The organism is Mesorhizobium sp. M1396, from assembly GCF_040317725.1.
GTDB lineage: Bacteria > Pseudomonadota > Alphaproteobacteria > Rhizobiales > Rhizobiaceae > Mesorhizobium.
This window is the reverse complement of record NZ_JAMYLA010000052.1, coordinates 1-23,841: the sequence shown is the minus strand read 5'-3', so window position 1 is coordinate 23,841 and position 23,841 is coordinate 1. Positions and strand designations below refer to the sequence as shown.

General features: G+C 62.6%; 23 protein-coding genes. 4 read left to right on the top strand and 19 right to left on the bottom strand.

Features of this window, described 5'->3' with window-relative positions; all coding sequences use genetic code 11:
* Positions 1–591: 591 nt before the first annotated feature.
* The 9 genes from NKH02_RS27165 to NKH02_RS27125 all read right to left on the bottom strand — a co-directional run bounded on the left by NKH02_RS27165 (position 592) and on the right by NKH02_RS27125 (position 11,388).
* Positions 592–1,065, bottom strand: a complete 474-nt coding sequence (locus NKH02_RS27165) for a hypothetical protein (RefSeq protein ID WP_352882787.1) — start codon at positions 1,063–1,065, stop codon at positions 592–594.
* Entirely contained in the window at positions 1,062–3,641 is a 2,580-nt protein-coding gene (locus NKH02_RS27160; protein WP_352882785.1) for an HNH endonuclease signature motif containing protein, read from the bottom strand. The genes NKH02_RS27165 and NKH02_RS27160 overlap by 4 nt, the downstream gene beginning before the upstream one ends.
* On the bottom strand, positions 3,642–4,178 hold the full coding sequence (locus tag NKH02_RS27155; RefSeq protein ID WP_352882784.1) for a virion core protein, T7 gp14 family: 537 nt from the start codon (positions 4,176–4,178) through the stop codon (positions 3,642–3,644).
* Complete coding sequence (locus NKH02_RS27150; protein ID WP_352882783.1) at positions 4,166–4,861, bottom strand: hypothetical protein; 696 nt, start codon at positions 4,859–4,861, stop codon at positions 4,166–4,168. Before NKH02_RS27150 ends, NKH02_RS27155 begins: the two co-directional genes overlap by 13 nt.
* Before the next feature lie 321 nt (positions 4,862–5,182).
* Entirely contained in the window at positions 5,183–7,648 is a 2,466-nt protein-coding gene (locus NKH02_RS27145) for a phage tail protein (RefSeq protein ID WP_352882782.1), read from the bottom strand.
* Positions 7,648–8,244, bottom strand: a complete 597-nt coding sequence (locus NKH02_RS27140; RefSeq protein WP_352882781.1) for a phage connector family protein — start codon at positions 8,242–8,244, stop codon at positions 7,648–7,650. The genes NKH02_RS27145 and NKH02_RS27140 overlap by 1 nt, the downstream gene beginning before the upstream one ends.
* A gap of 359 nt (positions 8,245–8,603) precedes the next feature.
* Positions 8,604–9,593, bottom strand: a complete 990-nt coding sequence (locus NKH02_RS27135) for a Coat protein (protein ID WP_127383322.1) — start codon at positions 9,591–9,593, stop codon at positions 8,604–8,606.
* A 43-nt stretch (positions 9,594–9,636) separates the two neighbouring features.
* Positions 9,637–10,569, bottom strand: coding sequence for a hypothetical protein (locus tag NKH02_RS27130; protein WP_352882779.1), 933 nt, complete (start codon positions 10,567–10,569; stop codon positions 9,637–9,639).
* 246 nt (positions 10,570–10,815) lie between these two features.
* Positions 10,816–11,388 (bottom strand): hypothetical protein, encoded by a 573-nt coding sequence (locus NKH02_RS27125; protein WP_352882778.1) that lies wholly within the window; start codon positions 11,386–11,388, stop codon positions 10,816–10,818.
* Between the two features lie 256 nt (positions 11,389–11,644).
* Here NKH02_RS27125 and NKH02_RS27120 point away from each other — a divergent pair, with 256 nt between their 5' ends.
* Positions 11,645–11,959 (top strand): YMGG-like glycine zipper-containing protein, encoded by a 315-nt coding sequence (locus NKH02_RS27120; RefSeq protein WP_352486238.1) that lies wholly within the window; start codon positions 11,645–11,647, stop codon positions 11,957–11,959.
* A gap of 223 nt (positions 11,960–12,182) precedes the next feature.
* Here NKH02_RS27120 and NKH02_RS27115 read toward each other — a convergent pair whose 3' ends face one another.
* The 6 genes from NKH02_RS27115 to NKH02_RS27090 all read right to left on the bottom strand — a co-directional run bounded on the left by NKH02_RS27115 (position 12,183) and on the right by NKH02_RS27090 (position 18,362).
* Positions 12,183–12,389: a hypothetical protein gene (locus NKH02_RS27115; protein ID WP_352882777.1), complete on the bottom strand. Its 207-nt coding sequence runs from the start codon at positions 12,387–12,389 to the stop codon at positions 12,183–12,185.
* Positions 12,386–12,922 carry an SMI1/KNR4 family protein gene (locus NKH02_RS27110; RefSeq protein ID WP_352882776.1) on the bottom strand — a complete coding sequence of 179 codons (537 nt, stop codon included), beginning with the start codon at positions 12,920–12,922 and terminating at the stop codon, positions 12,386–12,388. Before NKH02_RS27110 ends, NKH02_RS27115 begins: the two co-directional genes overlap by 4 nt.
* Entirely contained in the window at positions 12,923–13,360 is a 438-nt protein-coding gene (locus tag NKH02_RS27105; RefSeq protein ID WP_352874000.1) for a hypothetical protein, read from the bottom strand.
* Positions 13,361–13,363: 3 nt separating this feature from the next.
* Positions 13,364–15,925: a hypothetical protein gene (locus NKH02_RS27100; protein WP_352882774.1), complete on the bottom strand. Its 2,562-nt coding sequence runs from the start codon at positions 15,923–15,925 to the stop codon at positions 13,364–13,366.
* 350 nt (positions 15,926–16,275) lie between these two features.
* On the bottom strand, positions 16,276–16,596 hold the full coding sequence (locus NKH02_RS27095; RefSeq protein WP_352873994.1) for a Bbp19 family protein: 321 nt from the start codon (positions 16,594–16,596) through the stop codon (positions 16,276–16,278).
* On the bottom strand, positions 16,593–18,362 hold the full coding sequence (locus NKH02_RS27090) for a portal protein (RefSeq protein ID WP_352882772.1): 1,770 nt from the start codon (positions 18,360–18,362) through the stop codon (positions 16,593–16,595). Before NKH02_RS27090 ends, NKH02_RS27095 begins: the two co-directional genes overlap by 4 nt.
* A gap of 94 nt (positions 18,363–18,456) precedes the next feature.
* Here NKH02_RS27090 and NKH02_RS27085 point away from each other — a divergent pair, with 94 nt between their 5' ends.
* Positions 18,457–19,572: an acyltransferase family protein gene (locus tag NKH02_RS27085; RefSeq protein WP_352882771.1), complete on the top strand. Its 1,116-nt coding sequence runs from the start codon at positions 18,457–18,459 to the stop codon at positions 19,570–19,572.
* A gap of 79 nt (positions 19,573–19,651) precedes the next feature.
* Here the strand turns inward: NKH02_RS27085 and NKH02_RS27080 are convergent, their stop codons facing one another.
* From NKH02_RS27080 to NKH02_RS27070, 3 genes are all read right to left on the bottom strand, one after another.
* Positions 19,652–20,827, bottom strand: a complete 1,176-nt coding sequence (locus NKH02_RS27080; RefSeq protein WP_352882770.1) for an acyltransferase family protein — start codon at positions 20,825–20,827, stop codon at positions 19,652–19,654.
* A gap of 232 nt (positions 20,828–21,059) precedes the next feature.
* Positions 21,060–21,185 carry a hypothetical protein gene (locus tag NKH02_RS27075; protein ID WP_352872657.1) on the bottom strand — a complete coding sequence of 42 codons (126 nt, stop codon included), beginning with the start codon at positions 21,183–21,185 and terminating at the stop codon, positions 21,060–21,062.
* Entirely contained in the window at positions 21,154–21,723 is a 570-nt protein-coding gene (locus NKH02_RS27070; protein WP_352882768.1) for a hypothetical protein, read from the bottom strand. The genes NKH02_RS27075 and NKH02_RS27070 overlap by 32 nt, the downstream gene beginning before the upstream one ends.
* Before the next feature lie 127 nt (positions 21,724–21,850).
* On the opposite strand from NKH02_RS27070, the gene NKH02_RS27065 reads away from it, so the two are divergent.
* Together NKH02_RS27065 and NKH02_RS27060 are read left to right on the top strand one after the other, a co-directional pair.
* The gene (locus tag NKH02_RS27065) at positions 21,851–22,222 is read left to right on the top strand and encodes a nuclear transport factor 2 family protein (RefSeq protein ID WP_352882767.1); all 372 of its coding nucleotides are present in this window, start codon (positions 21,851–21,853) and stop codon (positions 22,220–22,222) included.
* 132 nt (positions 22,223–22,354) lie between these two features.
* The gene (locus NKH02_RS27060; RefSeq protein WP_352882766.1) at positions 22,355–22,798 is read left to right on the top strand and encodes a hypothetical protein; all 444 of its coding nucleotides are present in this window, start codon (positions 22,355–22,357) and stop codon (positions 22,796–22,798) included.
* An 85-nt stretch (positions 22,799–22,883) separates the two neighbouring features.
* Here the strand turns inward: NKH02_RS27060 and NKH02_RS27055 are convergent, their stop codons facing one another.
* Positions 22,884–23,639, bottom strand: coding sequence for a phage terminase large subunit family protein (locus tag NKH02_RS27055; protein WP_352882765.1), 756 nt, complete (start codon positions 23,637–23,639; stop codon positions 22,884–22,886).
* Positions 23,640–23,841 lie beyond the last annotated feature (202 nt).

The following is a 23,841-nucleotide window of genomic DNA, read 5'->3' as shown; positions in this document are numbered from 1 at the left end:
CATCGAAGGCGCGCTCCGATATTACGAGGTTTAGGCTCTGGTTGACACCGAATCCGTCGTGACTTGCCCTGCCGTCGGCCTTGGGCCAGACGAATGAAGGGAGCTCAACGTCAGGCTGAAGGCCTTGAAAATCCTCGAATGTGGTTACTTCCGCATTGGCGAATGTGGCGCCGGAGATGCCGACGCGAGCAACCCGCGCTTGGCCTCTTCGGTTACGAGGAAACAAGGGAAGGTGGTCACCGGTACGTCACCAAGCCATCCTCCCACCCGACAAACAAGCTTGCTCACAACCGGCGGATGGACGCTGGTGTCCATGACCGTACGTTTGTCCAGGTCGCCAGCGACATCGGGCTCAACTTCAAAATAATCTCACCGGTCACCTGTCGGTGATGACTATATTTCTTTTTTAAACACATACCCAGTCTCTTAATTCGGAGCTGACTACAACAAGATGAGGCCTATATAAATCGAAAACAAGATACCTGCTTACTGTTTCATTCGCGGGCAACGTTCTCGCCAGTAATCTCCGGGTAATAGTCGCGTGATCATCGCAGGTTCAGCCGAAGGCGCCTGGCGAAAAGCGCCAACACGTCACTCTTGAAGCAGCGGCAGAACCTTCTCATCGAGAAATTTGAGCCGGCTCGCCAGCATCTCGGCGTTGGCGGGATTCGCAGGGACATTAACAGGGATCAGCTTCGCAACCGACTTCCCTTGCCGCGCAGCTTCAACCCAGTCTTCCATTGCGCCAATATACCCATCCAGCGCCTCATACGGGGTCTCGGCGTCATCGCCGGGTATATAGGCTGGAGGAACATCTCCCACGATTACCCATATCCATTGAGGCACATCTGGTCTCCCGGGTGAAACCTCAAAGAGAAAAATATATACTATACCCTCTGCACAAAATCCAAGGTATTCGGCTTTTATGTTCTTTCCCCAATCGTAAAACCCAATGAATTTACGAGCGTCCAGAAGGGCGCCATCAAGATTATCATCCGCATCTGGATCGTCTGCTGCAAGCGGAAAACGGCTGACCTTACTGAGATCCGGGGTAATTTCGGTCACATCATCTCTCCATTGTTAATTTTATTCTGCCGCCATCGTCTCTTAGCCCAGCGCCGAAAATCCCCCGCTTCTTTGTGGTGCCGTATGTGATCTTCCTTGGTACGAGGCCCAATATTTGATACGTGATCCAGCCCCCCATCGGCCAGTGGTTTCTCATGGGAAACATCCATATTTCGACCTGTAGCCGGGTCCTTGGGCCAAGGTTTACCGTGCAGCAGCTCCCATTCTTTGCGAAGAGCTCTGCTCGTCATGGTGCGCTTGGTCGGAACGAGGTTCAGATCATCTTCATCAGTAATTTTTGCAACCGGGTTCTCTGCAACGGCAGAGCGTTCCAAAACCTCGGCTTCTGCCGACTTCGGGTCACCTCCAGGTACTTCGGTTGCCTCTTTAGCCGCTCTGCTTTGCGCGAGTTCGGATGCTATTGTGTCCTCAGACGAGCCAGCGAGCCTTGCCATCACTTGGCTGCCAATGGCACTGATCCCTTCGGCAAGGACATTTCCGCCGGCACCCCAAAGTGCCCCGGCGGCTGCACCGCTCAGCATGTCCTCATCCAAGCCGTGCGCATATGCGGCGCCATAGATTGCACCCTCGCCGCTGGCGACGGCGGTTCGTGCGGCCAGACCGGTCAAGCCGTCCAGGGCTGCTGTGCCCAACTTGCCTGTGAGAGTGATGCCCGAACTCGCCAGACCATGTCCGGCGATAGCGCCGCCAAGGAGCTCCGCCGGCAGAGCTGCCGACCCTGCCCGGTCTTCGGCATCTTCCGTCGCTGTCCGTTCGGCGGCGAGCAATTCCTCATAGCTTTTGTCGGAGAAAAGCGAATTGAGGCCGGCTGCGGCTTTGTCCGCGTGACCAAAGGTGATCCCTTTGGCCATTAGCCGGGCCACGTCATCGGCGGCTTGGAGAGGTTGCAGCCAGAAAGACGCAGCATTGTATTGTGATCGAGCCGGATGCAATGCGACAGTCAACAGCCCGGTCGCCAAGGCATCTTCCCGTGCCTGAATGTCTGCTGGTGTCAGCTTCGGATCGGTTGCCGCGTTCTGTCGCAGCCGAGGCAAGCCGGACTGAAACAATTGCCTCGCCATCTCAAGGCGCAATTGTGGATCGCGGACAGCTAGAAAAATCGTGCTCAGATCAGTCATGCGCTGCCGCCACGGCACGCTTGGGTCGATGAATTTCGCGGCAAGGCTTTCCGCGGCAGACCGCGGCAACGGCAATATCTTGTCGAAACCCATCTCCTGCTGGGCCGCAACGGCCCAGGTAATGGCAGCCTTGTAGTCCTCGGGAGTTGTGATCTTGTCCCAGTCGGGAGCCCTGCCCGGGAACATTTGGCTGACATAGGCGGCAGGGTCCGCCCGCCTAGCGCCCAGAACGAATTGTGCGCCGGCAGCCTTTGCTTCGTACCGCGCCCACTCTTCCTGCGAACCGCCGGGCGCGGGCTCGAGATCCCGAAGCTCAGCGTGTATCGCTCGGTTTGGCGCGCTGCGCATGTCAAAGACCGAACCAGCGATGCCAACCGTTACGTTGAAGGTCTGAAAATGCTTCGGGCCGTCTTCCGTGCCATAGATATTGACGAAATCCTGTGCGGTCGGCTCTTCTTCGGGATACTTGCCCGTGGCGGCGATGACAGCCGGAGCGTTTTGCTCCGCGAGTTGCACCTTGGCGCGAGCGCCGACCAATTGCGCTGCGGTCGCAGTGTTGGCCTGATCCCTTAGTGCTGCGACATCGCTGAGCTTCAAGTGCGTGATGGCGTCGAGCGGAATAACTGACTTGTCATCAAGCGTCGTCGAACTGCTTCTATCGAATGTCGACGTGCTCGAGGCACCGGAGCCACCAACCGCCTCAGCGGTATCGTCCTTTGTTCGGCTTCCAGCCTGCACCGTACCCAGCATCTCGGCGGCACGCTTCGGATCCTGGGCGATCATCGCCTGGACCAGCGCCTTGGCCGTGTTGCTCCGCCAGGCGGCTTCCGCCGCTTGCCGGGCGAGCGGGTTGCCGATCTTGGCGATCAGGTCGAGCCCGCTCTGCCGGATCGCTTCGAAGTTCGCGGTGTCGTTCGGGTCGCTTTGTGCAATGGAACTGGTGGAGATGTTGTCGACCTTGGTACACTCGGCCAGCTCATAGCCGTCGCGGCGCGTCTGTTGCCGTTGTGCCATGGGCCGCGCGCGCACGGCGCGCATCGCCTCCTTTTGCCCGGCGAAACTGGCGCGCTGGCTCTCGGGCATGTTCGCCAGGGCATCGTCGAACAGCGTGTCGAACAGGCCTGTCGTGACCACCCGGCCGGTGCGCGGATCGATCTGGCCATACATCGCATCGTGCATGCCGGCACCGTCGGCCGGCGCATTCGCGGCCACCTCGTCTTCCGCCTGTGCGATCCGGCCGTTGAACCGGCGGCGCGCCAGTTCAGCGTCGAACGCCTCCTGCTGGTCCTTCATCTGCTGGTAGCATTCGGCGACGGCTGAGAATTTATCGCCCATGCCGCCCTGCATGGCGCCGCCGATCGGCGAACCCTGGGGATATTGCACCGCGTTGCCGGCATCGAGCCGGCGCTGGGCTACGTGGAGAGGGATGGTCGCCATTCAGCTTCTCCCCGCCCACGCGGCCCGGAAAGGCGATCTGCCGAAGATCACGGAGCGCGTCGGCACGGCACGGGCGGTGTTTGAGGCTGCCGCCTTCGTCGGGTCCTGGATCTTGGAAAGGCCGCCAACGAGCGCGTTGCCGGCGTTGAAGATCGACGCCGTCACCGCCTGCTTGCCGGAGAAGCGCGAGATGGCGGCTTGCGTGTTGAGATTGTTCTGGCGCAGTTTCGAGCCGTACTGGATCGCGTCGAGATCGAGCTGGCCCTGCCTGGCAATGGCGGCCAGCACTTCGGTCGGCGAGCCTGATATGCCGACGCCGGAAGCGCCGGCTTGCGCGCGCGCCTGGCCCAGCAAGAGATCCTGCTTGTGGCGCTCCTGGCTCTGGTCGAAGGCGGCACTTTGCGCGTCGGCCTGCGCCTGCTGCTCGTAGGCCTTGGCCTGGTGGTCGGCCATCTGCTTCGACTGCTGGCCTTCGACCAGCGCGCCGCCGGCCGACAGAGCGGTCCCAGCCAGTCCAAGAAGGGCTAGTGTGCACATGGTCGGCCTCGTTCGCCCAGGGGTTTGCTTGCCGGGGTGCTTGCCGGAATGAATTTGCTTTTGACGCTCGCGACGGGCGCACCGAGCGGCGGACGCGGGTCGAGCGCGCCGCCGGGACTGAGGAAGGAAAGCAAAAGCCTGTCGGCCTGCAGCGCCGGCCGGCTGAGGCTGGCGGGTGGGGCGGCCCGCCGCCCGGCCATGGCGGCGCGGCGCGCGGTGGTCAGGTTGATCTTCAGCTCGGTGACGCCGGCGGCATCGAACAGGCCGTTGGCGGTGGCGATGGTGCGGGCGAGCGCATCGGCCTCGAACAGTTCTTGGCGCAGCTGCTCGACCAGCCGGTGCACGCCGCGCCAGCGCTCGCCGAGGTTTGCTGCCTTGGCCTTGATCTCGTCGCCAAGGGCGGCGATGTCGGCACGGGCTTCGCCCTGCGCGGCCTCCGCACGGCGCTTGCCGGCGGCGTCGATGGTCTTTTCCAGAAGGGCGATTTGGTCGTTGCAGTCGTCGAGGGCCGCGCGCGCGGCGGCCAAGTCGCCATCGCCGAAGACCGCGCGGTCCTCGGCTTGCGCTAGCTCGGCTCCGCGGGCGGCCGCGTCGTTGAGGTCGGTGTCAAGCAAGGCGATGACGGCAGCGAATTCGGCAGCCGTCCGCGCCCTGCCGAGTTGTTCGGCATGGGGGGATGTCATTGGGGGATCCTTGTGGATGGAGTGTTATCTCCCCCTCGAGGGGGGTGAGGAGTGGTCCGCGCAGCGGACGGAAAGCCAACTGCTTGGCTTTCCGAACGACGAACGCCCGAAGCGACAGCGAAGGGCCGGAGCCGGCAGGCCAGAGGGGGTCGGTTCGACCGGATGCGACCTTCTGCGGCAGATGAGGGTTGGCGCTTCGCGTGAAGCGCTGGCGTCCTCTTTTCAGGTCGGGAGGTCGCGTCCTGTCGTGCCGACCCCCTCTGTCGCCTTCGGCGACATCTCCCCCTCGAGGGGGGAGATCACCAGCTTCAAAGCCTCGCGCTACGGCTCAGCGTCAAACACCGGCGTAAATGCCCTGATCGTGCAGGGCGTGGGATTGACGTGGCGGATCCTCACCCGGCCCTGCCCTTCCCAGCTGTCGTCGATCGGCACCTCGACATTGCCCGTGAACAGCATTGCCCGACCACTCGGCGCAACGATCGAGGGCATGCGCACCGGCTCCCAGCGGCCGCGCATGAAGGACTGCACCTGGAGCCCGGTCGTATCGGTCTCCAGAAGCGACAGGATCACCTTGGCCACCTTCTTGCGGCGGCCGATGATGGAGCCGTCACGGCCGCCGACATCAAGCTCCAGCGTGTCGGCGCCCGCCGCATAGGGCAGGCCGAGCTGCCATTTGGCGGCGGTCGAACCGCCCGGCAGCGTCACGGTGCCGCCGCCGCTGACGGTCAGCCCGCGATAGACTTTTCCGTCGGCCAGTACATCGACGGACTGGCCGGCGAGATGCATGGCGCCGCCCACCGTGGTGACAGCAAGGCCGGAGTAGCTCAGGCCGCAGTCGACCTCGAAGGCATCGGCAACGGCGCCATATTCGAACGGCGCGGTCTTGATCTCGATGTAGCGCTTCGTCACCCCGCCGATGGTGCGCTTTACGATCAGCCATAGATCATCGTTGCCGTCCTGGCCGGGGGTGACAGTGGCGCTTTCGACGACCGCCCAATCGGAACCGTTGAAGGCTCCGCCCAGGCGATGCCGATGCATGCCTCTGACCTCCTGGGATGGCTGGTGGGTATAGCCGCCGAGTTCGCCATTCTCGAGCGGGAACCACAGCAACGGGTCGGGGTCGGTCTGGAAGGCGAGCTCGACCACGCCTTGCTTCGGGATATGCTCGGAGATCTGGCCGACATCGTCCGAAGCAAAACGGCTTTGCGCCGTCTGCGCCAGCTCGGCGATCGATTTGCGCGAGCGGGTGACATAGAGGAACGATTGGCCGGCATCGACCGGACGGATGCGGGCGCAGCCGAAGGTGCGCGAGCGCCGGTTCTTGAACGAGGACGGCGTCAGCGCCTCGTCGATGCCCGAGCCCGAAAGCGCGCGGATGCCGCCGGATGTGCCGATCAAAAGCGCACCGTCACTGTCGGCGATCCAGACGATGTCGTTGGCCTGGCCGCCGCCGGCCTGGATGAACTCGAGCGCGTCATCGTCCTTCTCGCCGAGAGCGAAATTGTCGAAATCGCCGGTGGCCGAGGCATAGACGGAGAATTTCCGGCTGAAGGCCAGCCGCTCCTCGTAGAGCGAGCCGCTCTCGACGTGCCTGCCGGGCACGAAGGTGCCGAGCCGCCAGCGGGTGATCGGGTTCATGTTCGGCAGGGCATGGCCATAGAGAATGATCTTGACCGCCGTGGTGCTGGTGCGGCTGGTGATCTTGGCCCAGCGCCAGATGCCGTCGGCGCCCAGCAAGCGGATCGCGCGGCCGGCATCGGTCGTCTGGAAGCCGATGTTGTTGTTGATGCCGAGGATCGAGGACGCCGTCAGATCGAACGGCGTCTGGTCGGAAGCGGCAATGTGGAAGGCGATTTCCGCGAGATAGGTGTTGCTGGCATCGGCGCCGCCGCCTCCGGAAAAGACGAACTGATGATATTCGTAGGCGTTGGCATTGGTGAACTCGTAGAAACGCGTTTCGCCATTGCCCCAGCCGGACTCGCCGGTCCTTGTATCCAACGTCACCCAGTTCGTGCCGTCGTTCGAGCCCTGGATTTCCCAGGCCGTCGCATAGTCGAAATTCTTGGTGGCCTCGTTGGCGGCCGTGATCCAGTAGGCGTCGATCACGCGCTGCGCACCGCCCGCATTGCGGTAGCGCACATAGCCGTCACCGCCACTGGAGATGAGAATGTTCTGCGTCTTGTCGCGGTCGAATATCTGCCAAGCAGCGCCGCCTTCCGCGTTCGAGGCAGCCCCGCTTGGCGCGCTGTTGCTTGTCATGTCAGGCGTGAGGTGACCGGTATCGGCCGGCGTCAACGTCGTGCTGGTCTTGTTGATGTCGTCATAGGGACCGTCGAGGAATTCGAAATCCGTCAGTGCCCACGCCGTGTGCGCGCTGCGCGTCAAAACCTTGGGCGGATAATTCCTGTGCGTGATCCACATCTGGTCGGCCGACTGCACATAGGCGAGTTCGAACAGGTCTGCCTCGAGATAGGGCGAGGAGACCTCCACCGTGCCGACGCGCGCACCATAGGCGTAGACGCGGATGTAGCGGTCGCCGAATTCGAGCGCGTAGGCCTGATCGGCGGAGAAGATGAACGGGATCAGCCGCGTCCTCTTCGCCGAGATCTTCACCTCGCCGGCAAAATAAGTGCCGCCGCGCTTGCGGATGCCGCCATGCGGCAGGGTGACGAAGTTCTCGCATTTCGACAGCGCCGCCCGATAAAAGTCGAGCGAAGCGCGTGCATGCAGGCGTGGCGAGATCTTGCCACGGGTGAAGACGTCCTGGATCGGATACAGCGTCGTCATCAGCGCACGACCCCGTTGTCGCCGCGCTGGCTGGACCAGGAGCCGGTGTAGAGCCGGCCGCCGCGCTGGATGGCGTTGGCGGTCAGCGCGGCGTCGAGCGCCCGGTCATAGGCCGAGCGGGCAATGTCGATCATGCCCGACTTGTGCGTCAGCGGATGCGCCACCTTGATGGCGAGCGCAGCCACCAGCACCTCGGTGAACAGCGCGTCCCAGTCGTTGGGATCGGTAAGGTTGGCAACGTAGCGGATGGTCAACGGCCCGGACCGGTCGGAATAGATCAGCCCCGCCTCCTGTCGCCAGGAAATCGGCACGCCGTCCGGTTCGCCATTATGGGTCAAAGGCAGCGGCCGCAGGCAGTCAGCCGGCAGCTCATAGGCGAAATTCAAACCGCAATTGCCGCCGGTATCCGCGCCCGCGACCGTGGCGCGCAGGATCGCGAACACCCAGGCACATTTGGTCAGTTCTGCTTCCCGGGTGAGATCGAGATGCAGGTTCAAAAGCCGCGCTGCCTTGACGTCCTGATCGAGACTGTCGATCGGCGCCTCGTCGAGCACGGCGAGCGCCATGTTGGCGATATCGAGCGGGGTGATGGCCATGGGTCAGCGCCTCCATGCAGGTCGGGTCATGATTTTTCTCCGGACATAAAAAAAGCCGCTGCGAAGCGGCTGGGGAATTGCTGGGGAATTGAATGGCGATATTCAGACACCTCTGTCCTGCCGGACAGAGGGGGCGCGAAGGAATGCTGTCGCAACAAGATAGGCATCGGGCGGGCTGCCGTGCCTTGGCTGCCGCCTTGGTCGGGGCGTAGATTTTGGAGAAGTCGCTAACGCGCGAATTGCTCCTGCCGGCCGCGGATCCCGGCTGTCTGTTCGCGCCGTAGGTCATCCGGGAACAGGAGGCTTTGAGGTTCAGAGGTAGGGCGGGCGCTCATCGCCCCGCCCTCGCCTCAAGCCAATCAGGCCTCAGTCGTCTTCAGTGCAATGAACGTCATGTTCTTGACGCTCGACGCGGTGCGGTCCCAGTTCGCCGCCAGCGCCAACTCGGCATCGGTGGCGAATTCGCCGGCCGAGGAAGCGTCGAGGAAGCGGGTGCCGGGAACATGCGGGACGAAGTGACGACGCCCCACCATTTCCGTCACGCCGCCGCCGTGGCCCTGACGCGGCTTGCGGTCGAACTCCAGCGGGCCGCCTTCGGTGTTGACCGGCAGCTCGTTCCACAGGATCGCCTTGTCCTTGAACATGAAGGCGGTGTAGACGCCCGCGGCTTGCGGAATGTCGTCGTCGACGACGGCCCGCAGCCCCATGTAATAGGGGATCAGCGGCCCGCCCTGCTCGGAAGACGGCACATAGTCGATGAGGTCGGCGAGCTTCAGCGCCTTCATCTGCTTGGAGTGCATCCAGATCGTCTTGAACTTGTCCGCGCGGTCGCCCATCAGATAGGCGGCCTCGATGATGTCGGTGTCGACGATGGAGGCGCCGGTGGTGCGCACAAGGTCGCCCCCGTCATTGGCGATGTTGTCGGCGACGACGCCTTTCAGGATGCCGAGCAAGGTCAGCTTGTTGGCGCGCTGCCAGTACTCGGTCTGCCGCTTGACGATCAACTTCTGCGGATCGTCGCCGGCCAGGATCGAGGTCAGGTCCGGAACGCCCCACGCCTGGGCGCGGACATTGCGGGCAGCGACCTCGCGGCGCGAGCCGATCTTCTTCATCTCGATGGAATCGGCCGGATCGTCATTGACCGGCTCGGACGGGTCGTTGCCGAGATCCTTCCAGCCGGGCATGTCGACGGAGCGGCCGCCCATCGACAGCTTTGACGAGATGGCCGGGTCGGAGAACAGGATTCCGGCTTGGTAGATTTCGAGCGACTGCACGTGTTCCTCGAAAGCGTATTGCGCATAGACGGACGGAACGATCGCGTCCGCGATGCGGGTGTAGGCATCTGCCATTTTTCTCTTCCTTCGGGTTTGGTTTTGCGGTGGCCTCTCAGAATCAGAGAGGATTGTTCGGCATCCAGAGGTCGGGGTTTTCTCCCGCCTCGCGAGCCAGCCGCCGGGCGCGGGCGGGGTCGCTTTTGACGAGGGCTGAAATGTCGGTCAGGTTGCGTTCGCCGGCGGCATTGCGCTTGAACGGATTGGCTCCGCTCCAGCCAGCACCGCCGTCGATCGTGTCTTCGCGGAACATCGCCTCGCCGATCGCCTGGAACGCCTTGGCGATCTGCGGATCGGTCAGCGCCCCGTCAGGCAGAAGGATGCCCTTCGCCTTGTAGGCGTCGACCAGGCCGAGCTTCTTCATCGCCCGATTGGCAACCTCGAGCTTCTGGCGAAAGCCGTCGCTGTCGGTCGGTCCCCAGTCCCTGACAAGGTCGTCATGGGTGGCTTCCACCGAGCGGGCCAGCGCGATTTCCTGGCGCGCGGCCTGCTCGGCCATGTAGCCGACGAACCTGTCGTGATAGGCCTGCGCGGTCTTCGGCGAAGCACCGGCTTCGACCGCCCACGCCTTGGACGCATTGGCGAGCTCGTCCGAATAGGCGAAGGTTTCCGGCAGTCCCTCCGGGCGCCGGTATTCGACTTTCTCGGACGAGGTGACCGGACGCATGGTCTCGGGCAGCCGGGCATGAAACCTGTCCCAGTCTTCCCGTGGCGCGTCCGGCGCGGGAACGCGCAGGCTCTCACCCTGCTGCCGCTCCAACTCCGCATAGGAGGTGAAAAACCGGTCGAGGCTTTCAGGCTTGGTCCAGCCCTTGGCTTCAGCGAGCTTGCGGTTGCCTTCGGAAAGACCGTCAAACCAACTTTTGGCGCCAGGCGCGGCGGACCCGTTGTCCGCGCCTGCCGGAGGCCATGCCGGGCTGGCCGGAGGCCATGCCGGGTTGCCCGCCGGCAGCGCACGCGCCGCCACGGACCCGGAATCTGCCAGATCTGTCATGTGATGTTTCCTTTGTTGAGGTTAGAAAGGAGCCGGCCGGCAAAGCTTGATATCTCCCCCCTCGAGGGGGAGATGGCCGGCAGGGCAGAGGGGGGCGCGAAGGAACGCGGCGTTCGCGTTTGCCTATGAGGCGCTAGCTTCATTGATCGAGCTGAAAATCGCAGGACAGGTTGGCGGGACAGCGCCCCCCTCTGCCCTGCCGGGCATCTCCCCCACGAGGGGGGAGATTGGCCGCGTCATCGGCGCCTAGACATTATCGCCCCAGTTTTCCCAAAGCAGCGTGATCGTGCCGGTCACGACAATCGTCCCGTCGGCGTCGATATCTGTGCCGGTGGCAAACGCCAGGTTGAGATAGAGATCGACCGGGGTCGTGGTGCCATCCAGCGTCACAGCGGCGGCGATGTCGGCGGTCGACGCGGTGGAGAGCGCGGCACCGGCGCCGTCGAGCGTGCGAGCCGTCGAGGCCAGCACGTTGACCATGGCTCCGGCCAGAGTGGCGCTGGAAGCAGCGGCCGAGCCCAGCGACCAGGTGAGTGCGGCATTGTCGTTGATGGTCGCCGCACGGGTACCGAGGACAGCGAACTGCAACCGCGCCGTGCCGCCCTTGATGCGCACCTTGCCGTCGGCGAAATCGAAGATCTTCTGGCCGGCATAGGCCAGTGCGTCGGTGACCGGCACCTGCATGCCGGCGAATGTGAAGACAGTGCGGTACGTGCCGCCCTGCCCTGTGGTGACGGCTTTCAGGCCGGGCCTGGGCGGGGCAAGGCCGGCCTCGCGGGCGGCGGCGCGGGCAAGCGTCCGGGGAAGACCTCGGGTCATGGCATTTCTCCATTTTTGGAAGAGTTGTGACAATTCAGGCCGGTCGGAGCTGTAAGCTTGGGCGGCCGTCAAAAGCTGAATCATTTTGACAAGGCGCACCGCTAGCGCCTTGTTCGAAAGGGGTGTTTTCGGCCGTCGGTCCATCAACGCCCGAGAAACCATGTCTTATATCGTGAGGCCCCGTGCCCCCGTTCCGCCGCAATGCGGCCGCACGGGACGAGCGATAGGGATTTCAGGCATTCAAGGGAGACCTCACATGAACTTTCACAAAGCCATCGCCGCCGTGCTGATGACTGCGGCACTGGCAGGCTGCGCGCAGACCGAGGGCCAGCAGCGGGCCGGAACCGGCGCGCTGATCGGCGGCGCCGGCGGCGCCCTCGTCGGCCAGGCCATCGGCGGCAACACCAAGAGCACGGTCATCGGCGCTGCCAGCGGCGCCCTGCTCGGCGCCGTCGTCGGCTCAGCCACCACCCCGCAGCGCCGCGGCGAGCAGCTCTGCCGCTACCAGGACCGCTACGGCCGCATCTACACGGCACCTTGCGACGACCGGTACTACAACGGCGACTATTGAGGCGATTGCAGCGAAGCTGCCAATCTCCCCCTCGTGGGGGTTGAGGAGCGGTCCGCGTAGCAGACGGTAAGCCAACTGCTTGGCTTACCGAGCGACGAAAGCCGGCAGGACAGAGGGGGCGCCGTAGGGCACCAGCCATCACAGCGATTCCAATCAGAGAACAGCGTTCGTGGTCCGGGCAACGGACGAACGCCGGCAGGCAAGGCAGCTTCACGGCTACCGCCTACCCCTCCGCCCCTGCACCCTTCTCCAGCGCCGCCTTACGCAGAATCCCGATAGCTCGATTCCAGTAGCGCACCGCTTCAAAATGCTCTTGTCTGGTCAACCAGATCTTGTTTTCCATGCTGACTGGATCGCCGCCAACGATTATCGGTGTAATCTCAAACAGCTCCATTCCCTTGGGACGCAAATGTATATTTTGGGCGCTCATTTCCATTCCTCCAGCCGAGCAAATAGATCGGCGAGGTCACGCGCTATCGTCTCAGCGGATCGCCGATCCATACCTATGAATGGGATGCGCACGATTGGCATGGCCGCATCTTCAGTGTCGAAGCCATAGGCTTCACCTCCTCCATCCGATGCGAATAGGAGGATGCCTGGCGCATATTTTTCAACCTCATACTCTCGATTGAATTCAGCCAATTCTTCGGCTTTAAAAAAAATTAAATAGCTATCGCCAATGAAGCCTTCACCTCCATTATGCTCCTTGAGGAAATTGGTGTAATCCTTTGGCAGCGCGACTCCCAGGCGTGAGGATAGGCCATCTACGACCGCGGAGTCAGCCGGCGCGTCGAGCTGTCCCTCCGTTAGACTATATCCCACTGTTATCCTCCCAGGTCCTTCAGCAACCGATTCCACCACGGCGTAGCCTGTTGTCGGTGAACTTCGCGAGGCAGTGCGAGCCGGGGCAGAATCGAGCTCGTCATCTCCGCTCCTGATTACCTGCGCCGTCACCAGGATCATTCAATCCATTTCCGGCTCGTCGAATGAACGAATCCCGGCTGACTCATTGCCGAGGCGCTCAAACACGTCCAGGGCACGTTCTGAAACAACAAGCTCGTGGTTCGGAGCCATCCCAAAGTCGTCATGTCCCCGCTGCCCATGGATCTTCATCCAGACGAAAGGTGGAAGTTTCGTCTCTGGCTGCAGCCGATGGAACAGCTCCGAGGCAGTCACCTCGACATCGGCAAACGTCACCCCCGAAACACCTATCTTCAACAATTCCCGCTGAGCTTCTTCGGTAACAAGATAGCAAGGAAAACTCCTTATCAGGACATCACCAATCCAAACATCGATCTCATAGTGCAGTTTGTGCACGATCGGCGGGTGAACGCGGTTGTCGAGAACCGTGTTTTTGCCAAAGTCGCCAGCAACAAATGGCTGTACATAGTAATAATCCATTGCTCACCTATATTTTCCGACAGGCGGGACGAAATGATGACCATACTTCTTATCCATCATTGTCCGATGATCAAGAACTTGCCGCTCTGTCGGATTCGGGTAATTTGCGTAGAATTCGTCATTTTCGGCTCTAAGGATAACAAGATGCAGAATATCATTAAATTTCTTAGGGATACCACGAAGATTTTCTGCCGAATTGAGCTTTTTCTCTGATAGAAAATTTAAAAACCTCTTGAGCAATTGCTGCTCAGCCTGATGATGGACTACCAAATCCTTGATATCCACGTCAGGGTTCGCCCGAGCATACTCTTTCCGGTAATTTTTTGTAGTCGCCTCGCCAAATTTTGCGACGGGGAGTTCTACGCGATCGGGATCTCTAGCAAATAGCTCGCGCGCCACTGCGGCGATCATCTTTTGGTCCAGCTTTGACTTCCGAGGCGAACGGATCGTCTGGCGAGCACCTTGCGTGGGGCTAGGCGTCGTAGCGCCAGAGAGGGCGTCGGAGTCAGCGATAGGAGGCTCCACCGCGGCATCATGCTTGGAGAAATCCGTCGGCTGCGGCTTCGGCGTTATGCCTGCCGCTTGCTCAGGACTTGTCTTCTCGACATGGCCGGGAGCAGCTTCGGGGATCGAGGCATTCGCCCCCTCTGAGTTTGTGAAGGACTTTCTGGTGATTGGGCCTTCCGCTCGCCCGGCGGCTCTAGCGCCCACTGCGCTCTCAACAACTCGACCAACCCCGGGCACCGGTATGGCCCAACCCAATGCGTCACTTCCCTGACGCATCATCACCTTCTCGACATTGTCCGAAGGCTCGTAGTAGGCATCCTTGTAATCTGGAGGGCTGATCGTTCCTCCGGACATACCGTAGGCAATCCAATCATTTGCGTTGGCTAGGGCGATCCCGGCATTCGCAGCTGTCTTGCCAAGCGCTTTGGCGTCCGCGCGAAGCACCTCGCCCATCGAAAGGCGCGGCTTGCCGCCGGGGAGAATCCCGCCCAGACCGGCATCATCCAACTCCCGGACCAGAGCTGCTCGCGCGACAGGGTTTTTCGTGCGCGCGAACAACTCGCTTGCCTTCGCGTAGCTGTCCATGAAGTACATACTTCCGCTGTCGCGGTCTTCGGCAAGCTTGCGGAGGATGGAGAACGGCACGGGCTGAAGATTTTCATCATCAATACCCAATGCTTTTTGCGAAGCGACCGACAAGGCCACCGTTTTGTCGTAATTGTCTTGATCAAAAGCCTCTGGATCGGAAGGCCCAGTGCCAAACACAGCTTTCCAGCCCGCGGAGATGTCTGGAGACAATTCGCTGACGTAACCACCGGAATCGGCCCGTCTCCGCTCCAAGACCAGCTTTGCCGCTATGGCGGTCGCGTAACGGCGATCCTGGTCTTTTTGCTGACCGCTTGGCCCCGAATCGGAATCGCGGAGCGCGGCGTGGATTTCCTGGTTCGACATGGTCCCCATGTCGAAAATCCGCTTCCCGACATCGGCCTGCCATATCAAGCCTTGCCAGCGCCTGCCGCCCTCGTCGCGGCCATAGATGATCTTGTAGGCATCCTCGCCCGGCATCTTGCCGGAATAGGCGCCGGTGCGTGCGATCTCGTCTGGTGCCTCTGCCTCGGCGCGACCGATGGCGGCGCGAATCTCGACCTCCTGGGTGAGCTTGGCCACCTTTGCTTTTCGAACCAGCGCGGCCTGTTCCTGTTGCGGAAGGTCGTCCCGAAACGCCTGCGCCAGCATTTCTTCCGGCGTCTGTTTGCCAACGCGGTCACCTTTTCCCGCAGCCATCTTTGAGCTGCCAGAGGCGCCTGCGGTTTGCGCGACATCGCCGGAGACATCGCCGCCGGAAGCCGGCGTCCCGGCACCAAACATCTCAAGCGCGCGCTTCGGGTCCTTGGCGATCAACGCCTCGAACCGTGTCTTGGCGGCGGTACCGAACCAGTCCTTCACCTTCTGCTGCCTGATCCCCGGGTCGAGCCCCATCTTGTCGATCAGGTCGAGCCCTTCCTGGCGCGCTGCTTCGAAGGTGACGGGATCGTCGGGGTTGGCGTTGCCGATGGCGATGGCGCTGGTCTTGAGCGCCGTGTCGGCCTCGGTCTGCTCATAATCCTGCCGCCGCTGTAGCTGCCGCTGCGCCATGCGCCGCGCGCCAACCGCGCGCATCGCCTCCTTCTGCCTGGCGAAACCAGGGCGCTGGCTCTCGGGCATACCAGGCAGGGCATCGTCGAACAGCGTGTCGAACAGCCCAGTCTTGACCACTCGGCCGCTGCGTGGATCGACCTGGCCGTACATCGTCTCATGCAAGCCGGCGCCGTCGGCCGGCGCATTCGCCGTCACCTCGTCTTCCGCCTGCGCGATCCGGCCATTGAACCGGCGGCGCGCCAGCTCCGCGTCGAATGCCTCCTGCTGGTCTTTCATCTGCTGGTAGCGCGCGGCGATGGCCGAGAACTCGTCGCCAAGACCCTGCATGGCGCCGCCGATCGGCGATCCCTGCGGGTATTGCACCGCGTTGCCGGTATCGAGCCGGCGCGGGGCAATGGAGAGGGGGATGATGCTGACCATTGGCTGTTTCCTGCCCAACTGGCTTTGAACAAAGGGCGCGCCGGCGAGCACGGCACGGCCGGGTCGCACGCTGGCTGTCCGCCTTCGCGGGTTTTGTCGGATCGACTTTTTTGAAAGAATCCTGGAGCAGCGGTGCTGCCCCGTGTGGGTCAATGGATCACTTCGGCAGCGCGACCGCGTCGCAGAGCCGCTGCGACCGTTACTAGCCCCTTCTCCCGTTCAACGGGCAGAAGGCCCCGGCAGGGAGTCCGAAGGACGGGCAGCGCTAGGTTCGACATGCTGGCGCCGCCCCTCACCTGCCTGCCGGCATCCTCTCCCCGTAAACGCGGCGAGGGACGCAGCTTCAGCGCCTACATCTCCGCCCGTGCCGCCTTCTCCAGCGCCACCAGCTGCGTGTCGTCCAGCGTCAGGAACCCCATGATATGCTGCACCACCTCGGCCCGCGCATTGCTGAGCGCGCTGTGCAGTTCGAAGCCGTTCGGCGTCCTGGTGCGCGCCATCCACTCGCCATAGGACGGCCGCCGGTAATAGCCCGTGGTCGCCGCGAGGTCGGCCAGCACCATCTCGCCGTCCTGGCCGGAAAACACACGGAGATAAGCCTTGGCCAGCGCGTCCCGCGCCTTGGCAGGACTGCCGGCCTGCCCTGCATGAGCGAAGCGTTTCCGGCTCATGCGCTGTTACCCGCCGGGCCGACGGGCTGCCCGTTTTGACCACCGCCGCCCAGCATGTCTTGCAGCCCATCAAGCAGGCCGCTGTCGCGTGCTTGCACGGCCGCCGGCACCGCATCCTTGGCGGCCTTGCCGGCGGTGGCGATCGCCGCCATGCCGGCCTGCGCCTGTTGGGTCTTGGCTCTCGCGCCGCGCAACTCGTCCACCTCCTCCTTGCGGCGGAAGATGCGCTGCGGGCTGCGGCCGGCGCTTTGCACGATCTTGATCGCCTCGTCGCTGTCGATGTTGTCCATGACGCCCGGATCGAACTGCGCCATCTGCATGGCCGTCGTCACCACCTGGATGGTGTCGCGCGCCTCGGCCGAGCGGCGCAGCACGTCGAGCGGGCCGGTGAAGGTCGGCCGCACCGCCTTGCCGGCCAGGCTTTCCGGCGGCAGGAAGCGGCTGTCCTCGTCGTACAGCCCCTTGTCTTCGAGAATGCCAAGCTCGCGGTCGAGATTGGTGGCGAAGCCGGCCTGGATGATCGAGCCGGACGGCCCGAGCAGCGCGCCCTTCTCTTCTTGCCTGATCAGCGCTTCGGTCGCCGTCATCTGCGGGTTCTGCACCAGCGTCTGGAACAGGTTGACGAACATCATGTCGCGAATCTCGTCGGCGCGGCTCTGCGCGTAATTGAAGGCATAGGTCGGGTTCTGCCCGGTCGAGATCGGCGCGATCAGCGGCCGGCCATTGTCGTCGATCAGGCCCGGATAATTCTCGCCTGGATTGAGAACCGGCACATAGTCGAGCCGGGCCTTCGAGGCGGTGGCCGGATCGGTGATCTGCTGCAGCGCGCGCAGGCCGGAGCGGCGCACCGCGTTTTCCTCGCGCACGGTCGTCAGTGCTTCTATGGTCGGCGAGATGCCATAGGGGTCGCCCTCGTAGCGGCGCCAATTGAACGTCGACACCGGGAAGGTGCGAAAGCCGCTTTCCCGCACGATCTCCTCCTCGTCCTCAATGACGTGGTAGGAGGCAAACGCCGTGTCGAGATATTGGTACTGACCGCCCAGCCTGTACATCTTGCGCTCGTCGCGCGGCTGGATGCACTGGATCAGCGAGATCTTCGTCTCGCATTTGGCCGGATCGTCGACCAGCACTTTGATGCGCGCCGGCAGCTTTTCGTAGCCGAGCAGCTGTGCGGCCTGCCGCGCGGTGCGCTCGTAGCGGCGATGGAAAATATCGACCTGACCCCAGCGGTTGCGGCTGAGATAGCCCTCGACCACGGGGATCGAGGCGTAGCGGATCAGCGTGGCGCCGAACCCTTCCTCGGCATAGAGATAGGCCGGACCGTAGCGCACGACGTTGCGCAGGCAGGCTTGCGTGGCCGGCACGAAATTCGAATTGGCGGAGTAGCGCAGCGCAAACAGGAAATCGCGCAAACCTTCCGCCCATTCCTTCTCCTCGTCGGTCTCGTCGTCGTTCATGGCGGCAGTCGACAACCCATGCCATTTTTCCGACTGCGGAATGATCAGGCTTTCGAGCCCCGCGGCAAGCCGGTTGGCGGCCGAGTTGATGGTGTTGGCATAGACGCGCGCACCGCGCCGCTCCTGCCGCTCTGCCTGCGAGTCCGGCCCAACGCCGCGGCGGCCGCTCCATATATCGGGCGCGTCGGGGTCGCAGAACTCCGCCACCTGCTCCCACACGGCCTCATACTGGCCGCGCTCGCTCTCGAGCTCGGACTGGCGGGAAAGGATATCGCGGGCGCGGCTGATCGAGCCTTCTGCAATGGCCATGTGGGGCTCCTGGATGTGGGTTGAGTGTGCGTCGCAAAACGTTCTTGTGCGTTGCAGCAATCCGTGCGTAGATGGGCAAAGTAACGGATACGGGATGACCAAAACGCCAGAATCAAGGGCGGAAACGGCCCACTTCGACGCTCTGCATGGCCTCCGGGGCATCGCTGCTGTTTTGGTGATGCTAGGCCACTTCACCGAATTCACGGGCCGGCGATATGATCTGGCGCCGTCCGGGTTCCTCGCCGTCGACCTGTTTTTTCTGTTGAGCGGCTTCGTGATCGCCCACGCCTACGACGACAAGTTCCGAAAGGGCATGTCATTTTGGGAGTTCGCGGAGATCCGTCTTCTCAGGCTCTACCCGCTATATTTTGCCGCGGTCGGCCTGGCTGTGATCGGCGTGGGTGCAATCATCGCAACGCGCGGGCTCAGTTCGTATTCGCGGCTGGATTTGCTCGCAAGTCTTGGGTTTTCCGTTCTTTTTTTACCCACGCCGCCGTCGCTCTCGACATTTCCCGACGTGCTTTTCCCGCTGAATGGCCCAGCGTGGTCGCTATTTTATGAACTCGTCGCCAACGCTGTTTTTGCCGCGCTGGCCGTAAGGCTGGCTGCTCGTTCACTTGCACTCATTGTCGGTGTTGCGTTCCTGGCCCTGGTGCTTCTGGCTTGGCAGGGTTTCGTCCTTGGGGGCGGCGCCCATTGGGACGACACGATCGCGGCTCCCGCCCGGATCGCGTTCTCATTCTTTCTCGGGGTCTTTCTCAACCGATATGCGACCGGGAAGAGTCGGGATGGCAATCTTTATATGCCGTTTCTCCTGACGCTGTGCGGCGTGCTCATGATCTTCAGACCCGTCGAACATGTGCAATTGTGCAGTCTGGCGATAATAGTCCTGGTCTGGCCCTGGCTCGTTCTCGTGGCCTCCCGTTTGCGGCTATCCGGGTTTTGGCGCTGGGTTGCGCTCTTCTCCGGCAATATCTCCTACGCCATCTATGTTCTTCACACGCCGCTCATCCGCCTTTCGAACGCCGTGGTCGAATCTGTGACCGGGGCCTCGTGGAACGAGCACGGCTTGCCGTTCATTCTGGGAACATCCATCGTCATCATCGCGGTCTCGGCATTCGCGCATTATGTCTACGACAAGAACATCCGGACACTGCTGCGGCAGTGGCTTTCACTTTGGCGCGCACGAGAGGGCGTGACACAGTTTTAGCGGGATTTGGTTCGCCGCCGGTCGTGTCATGGCAGCGTGCCCATTTGGCCGACGCGCGATTGGCGATCGGCACGCACGATCATGCGCTGCGCTTGATGCTCTCCAGCGCCGGCGCGCCGCCCTTGCGGCCAAAGCGCCGGACGACGAATCGGCCCGCCTTCTGGCCGGGAACCTCGATCAGATTATAGGTGACCCAGGACAGCAGGGTCACCGTCGGCAGGACGATGGCGACGACGATCGCGAAACGCAGCGGCGCCGCCAGCCCGTGGCCGTATTGGCTGATGACGAACGCCGCGACAGGCTGCAACACCAGCAGATGGATCAGGTAGATGCTGAAGGAAAGCTCTCCCATGAGATGAAAGAACCGGTTGCTGAGCGTCACGGCTATCGCCCTCGCCAGCCTTCCTGCCGCTCCCGGCAGCATGCGGTAGAGAACCAGGGCAAAGAACCCCGCCACCAGCGCTTCTCGCACCAGCAGCTTGCCAAGTCCGTAGTCGCCGCCAAACGGCAGCGCCGCCAGAAGCAGCGCCAGTGCCAGATACAGGATCGGCCGTGGCTGGCTCTGATGCACGACGCCCGCCAGCAGCATGCCGCACAGGAATATCTGCATCTTCAGCGCCAGGAACGACGGCATCGGAAAATGGACCGACAATCGGCCCAGCGCAAACACGATGATGCAACCAACCGCGGCGACCAGCCCGGCGCTTCTTATCCAGTCGAACCTGCGCACCAACAGCATAATGGCCGGGAAGGCCGCGTAAAACTGCATCTCCAGTCCCAGGCTCCAGTCGGGGAGCGGCGTGCGGTAGGCGAAGCCTGGCAGCAGGCCGAACAGGAACGTCAGATGCGCGACGATGTTCTTCGGGCCGCTGTCGAGATAGCGCTCGGGCGCCTGGTGCGACCTCGACAGGAAATCGTCGATGATTATCCTGGAACCGTAGAGATAGGGGCCAAGCGCGAGTGCCAGCAAAAGCATGACGTAGAACAGCGGCGCGATCCTGAAGTAGCGGCGCGTCCAGAATTTCAGCCAGGTTCCCGGTCTTTGCCAGGGCTCTTTGTCCTGGCGCAGCTGATAGTGGAACACCATCAGGAAGCCGGACAGCATGATGAAGAGATCGACGCCGAGATCCGGCTCGCCGACGATGGGAACACGCCAGCCGGTCAGAAGCAGGCAATGCCCGACAAGCACCCAGATCGCCGCGAGCGCCCGAAGCCCGTCGAGGCATTCGATGCGCGATGACCTGATATCTGTCATTGCGGACTCCTAGATAGTAATGTTGCAGTGCAGCATGGCGGCTGGGGCCGGATTGTCAACCCGCCGCAAGATGACGAATTGCTCTCCGCTTTAACGCAAAAGCGGGCGGGACACTGAGCAACCGATCCCTCCGGGGGAGATCACCCGCGCCGCTTCACCGCCCGCGCATGCCGCCTCCACACCCACCAATCCCACACGCGTTTGCGAAAACTGCGCTTCATCGCGGTCATGGTCACATCCCCAACAGCACGCGGCGCTGGCCTGTGAGGCTGCCGGGCGCGAGGTCGGTCTTGATCGTGCCGGCGGTGCCGTTGCGCTGTTCGAGTTCAGCCCGCAGCGCAGCTTCCCGCGCCTGCACATCCTTGTCCTCGGCGGTCGGCGTCGGCGGCAGCGGCTTCAGTTCCGGTGGTTTTTGAAACAGACACATGGTTCCAGCCTTCTCTTGTCCAGTCATAGAGGAAAAAGTCTTCGCCGTTGCGGCCATATCCAGGCAGCAGGCAGCGTTGCGTGGCGCCCAGCCGGCCAAGCCAGCGCAGCGCCAGTTCATTGGCGGCCAGCGCCCGCGCCTCGACCCGCCAGGCGCCGCGCGCCGCGACTTGAGGCCCAAGCGTGGCGTGAAAGAATTGAGAGATCCCAGGCACGCAGCGCCGCATGCGGCGCGTGCCCCAGCTCCAGGCGATCCACAGCCCACCGCGCTGTTCGGCGGCGCCAAACCCGGCCTCCGGATTGCCGTCCAGTTCGGCGACATAGGCAAACCCCTGCAGCGCCGTCAGCGCCAGCAGCGCCGGCGACCAGTGGTCGAGCTGGCAGTCGATCTCGGCCCGATCTTCGGGACGCAGGTTGGCGGCGATATAGGACAGGTCGCGCAAGGTGGCGGGGACGATGCGAAGGGTCATGAGCAGGCCTGAGCAACGGAGGTTCCCGCTTCCGGGCGGAGTCTCGACGGCTTGCGCACTTGACCGCCCCCGTCGCTGGTGACCTACTTCGAACATCGAACGCTGCGGCTATCCAGGAGACGGGCGAATGGACATTCGAGCGACACTGACGGAGCTATGCGAAGCCTTCAACGCGCACGATCTCGATCGCATCATGGCGTTCTTTGCCGACGACTGCGTCCTGGAGATGCCGAGGGGAGCCGAGCCCTGGGGAACGCGTTGCGACGGCAAGCGCAACGTACGGGACGCGCTGGCAACACGCTTCGAAGGCCTGCCCGATGTCCACTACGGCAAGGCAGAGCATTTTGCCGACGAGGCCGCCGACACCGGCATGTCGAAATGGACCCTCACCGGCACCACCCACGAGGGCGTGAAAAAGGAAGTCCAAGGCTGCGACTTCTACACGTTTCGCAACGGCAAGGTGATCCGCAAGGATTCTTACTGGAAGATCGTGGAGTGAAATCACGGTGACAGTGCACTTTTCTCAACTATTCTCCATGTTTCAGCCCGAAGGTTCACTCCAGTCACATGGGTGATAACAGTTCCATGTCGCCGTCATTCTTGTGGCGCAAACGCAGGTCGATCTACGAATATGGCTGATGATTTGGCTGCCCAACCCAACATGCGCGACTTGATGGCCGCAGTGGCATATGTGCTGCTGCATTGGGGATGGCTGGAAGCAGAAATCCGCGAGCGCATCGAGGCAATCGAGCCAGACCGCCAGTTGTTCAAGGGATCATTGTGGGGCCACTGGCGCTCAGTTGAGCCAGAGGCTTGCCAAGGGGTCCAGAGTGACATCCAGACACTTGCCGATACCCGAAATTGCCTGGCGCATGGGCTATGTGGTGCAAGAGCGGACCCGCACACCGCTGGTGAGCCGCACGTTGTTTGTCACACGTCGGCGGGCCATCGCCTGTTCACAATGTCTGAGTTGGAGAGAGCGGCTGATGCGCTCCACGTGGCAAGGAACAACGTGCGCGACGGCCGCTTTGAAAGCCTTGGCGGGGAAGCTGGCGGGAAAGACCGCCCCACCTAAAGAGCTACGAATTACGAGAATTACTGTGACGGTGCACTCTTCTGTCGCCGTAATTCCGGCACGCTTCGTCGAAGCACCAATTCAATTATCGAAAGGCACCCAGCGGATCACTCTGCCCCACCTTCCTCCGCGCGCTCTTGAACTCCGCCGGATCCACCACCGCTTCCCGCAACATCATCACGCCGTAGCGGGTCGCCGCCATCAGATCATCCCGCAGCTTGACCACCTGACCATCCTTGCGATGGAACAGCCGAAACTCTTCAAACCAGTCGGCCAGCGTGGAAAACACCTTGAAGCGGCCGGATTGCATGCGGTCCAGCATTTCCATCAGCCCGGCCTCGACCGACACCGAACCGTCGGCGAATTGCGCGTGGCGGGTCAGCATGTTGAGCCCGTGCGCGGCATATTGCCGGGCAAGCGCCACGCCCGCGCCTTCCAGCGTCTCGCGGCGGCCATCGCGCGGCCAGGCAAAGGGCAGCCATTCGCCCCATGGTTTCAGCGTCAGCGTCTGCATGGCCGGCGTCTGTTGCGAGGCGCGGGCAGCCTTGGTGACATAGACGACATCGGCCTCCGTGTCCCAGGCCAGCTCGACCGCAGCCGACGGGTGATCCCAGCCGAAATCCAGCGCCCCGATGCGCGGCCAATGGCGCGGCAGCCGGAACGGCTCGCAGGCGATCAATTCCTCCGCCACCGGAAAGATGCGGCCCGAGCCCAGCACCGGAATGCCGCGCGCGCGGGCCTCGCGCTCATGCGCGGGATAGGCGGCAACGATCGCCGCGCGTTCTTGCGGCGTGTAGTGCTCGGCTTCGTCGATGGTCATGAAGGTGACGTGACGGGACATGGGGGATTCCTGAATTGCATTGCGAGGTGGCGGCTGTATGTTGTTGTTCGGACGCGATTTTCTAGCCCCGGTCGCGCTGCCCCTCATCGCCCTGCCGGGCACATCTCCCCGTATAGTGACGGGGAGAAGGACACCGTGTCCGATGGTTTCGCCAATCATACGCGTCCCAACAAACGAGCCAAGGTAGCGGCCAGCGTGCTTC

What these genes read in the sequence shown, in the direction of transcription:
- NKH02_RS27160 (WP_352882785.1), bottom strand. Translation starts at nt 3,641, where the DNA reads ATGGCGACCATCCCTCTCCACGTAGCCCAGCGCCGGCTCGATGCCGGC.
- NKH02_RS27155 (WP_352882784.1), bottom strand. Translation starts at nt 4,178, where the DNA reads ATGTGCACACTAGCCCTTCTTGGACTGGCTGGGACCGCTCTGTCGGCC.
- NKH02_RS27150 (WP_352882783.1), bottom strand. Translation starts at nt 4,861, where the DNA reads ATGACATCCCCCCATGCCGAACAACTCGGCAGGGCGCGGACGGCTGCC.
- NKH02_RS27145 (WP_352882782.1), bottom strand. Translation starts at nt 7,648, where the DNA reads ATGACGACGCTGTATCCGATCCAGGACGTCTTCACCCGTGGCAAGATC.
- NKH02_RS27140 (WP_352882781.1), bottom strand. Translation starts at nt 8,244, where the DNA reads ATGGCCATCACCCCGCTCGATATCGCCAACATGGCGCTCGCCGTGCTC.
- NKH02_RS27135 (WP_127383322.1), bottom strand. Translation starts at nt 9,593, where the DNA reads ATGGCAGATGCCTACACCCGCATCGCGGACGCGATCGTTCCGTCCGTC.
- NKH02_RS27130 (WP_352882779.1), bottom strand. Translation starts at nt 10,569, where the DNA reads ATGACAGATCTGGCAGATTCCGGGTCCGTGGCGGCGCGTGCGCTGCCG.
- NKH02_RS27125 (WP_352882778.1), bottom strand. Translation starts at nt 11,388, where the DNA reads ATGACCCGAGGTCTTCCCCGGACGCTTGCCCGCGCCGCCGCCCGCGAG.
- NKH02_RS27120 (WP_352486238.1), top strand. Translation starts at nt 11,645, where the DNA reads ATGAACTTTCACAAAGCCATCGCCGCCGTGCTGATGACTGCGGCACTG.
- NKH02_RS27115 (WP_352882777.1), bottom strand. Translation starts at nt 12,389, where the DNA reads ATGAGCGCCCAAAATATACATTTGCGTCCCAAGGGAATGGAGCTGTTT.
- NKH02_RS27110 (WP_352882776.1), bottom strand. Translation starts at nt 12,922, where the DNA reads ATGATCCTGGTGACGGCGCAGGTAATCAGGAGCGGAGATGACGAGCTC.
- NKH02_RS27105 (WP_352874000.1), bottom strand. Translation starts at nt 13,360, where the DNA reads ATGGATTATTACTATGTACAGCCATTTGTTGCTGGCGACTTTGGCAAA.
- NKH02_RS27100 (WP_352882774.1), bottom strand. Translation starts at nt 15,925, where the DNA reads ATGGTCAGCATCATCCCCCTCTCCATTGCCCCGCGCCGGCTCGATACC.
- NKH02_RS27095 (WP_352873994.1), bottom strand. Translation starts at nt 16,596, where the DNA reads ATGAGCCGGAAACGCTTCGCTCATGCAGGGCAGGCCGGCAGTCCTGCC.
- NKH02_RS27090 (WP_352882772.1), bottom strand. Translation starts at nt 18,362, where the DNA reads ATGGCCATTGCAGAAGGCTCGATCAGCCGCGCCCGCGATATCCTTTCC.
- NKH02_RS27085 (WP_352882771.1), top strand. Translation starts at nt 18,457, where the DNA reads ATGACCAAAACGCCAGAATCAAGGGCGGAAACGGCCCACTTCGACGCT.
- NKH02_RS27080 (WP_352882770.1), bottom strand. Translation starts at nt 20,827, where the DNA reads ATGACAGATATCAGGTCATCGCGCATCGAATGCCTCGACGGGCTTCGG.
- NKH02_RS27070 (WP_352882768.1), bottom strand. Translation starts at nt 21,723, where the DNA reads ATGACCCTTCGCATCGTCCCCGCCACCTTGCGCGACCTGTCCTATATC.
- NKH02_RS27065 (WP_352882767.1), top strand. Translation starts at nt 21,851, where the DNA reads ATGGACATTCGAGCGACACTGACGGAGCTATGCGAAGCCTTCAACGCG.
- NKH02_RS27060 (WP_352882766.1), top strand. Translation starts at nt 22,355, where the DNA reads ATGGCTGATGATTTGGCTGCCCAACCCAACATGCGCGACTTGATGGCC.
- NKH02_RS27055 (WP_352882765.1), bottom strand. Translation starts at nt 23,639, where the DNA reads ATGTCCCGTCACGTCACCTTCATGACCATCGACGAAGCCGAGCACTAC.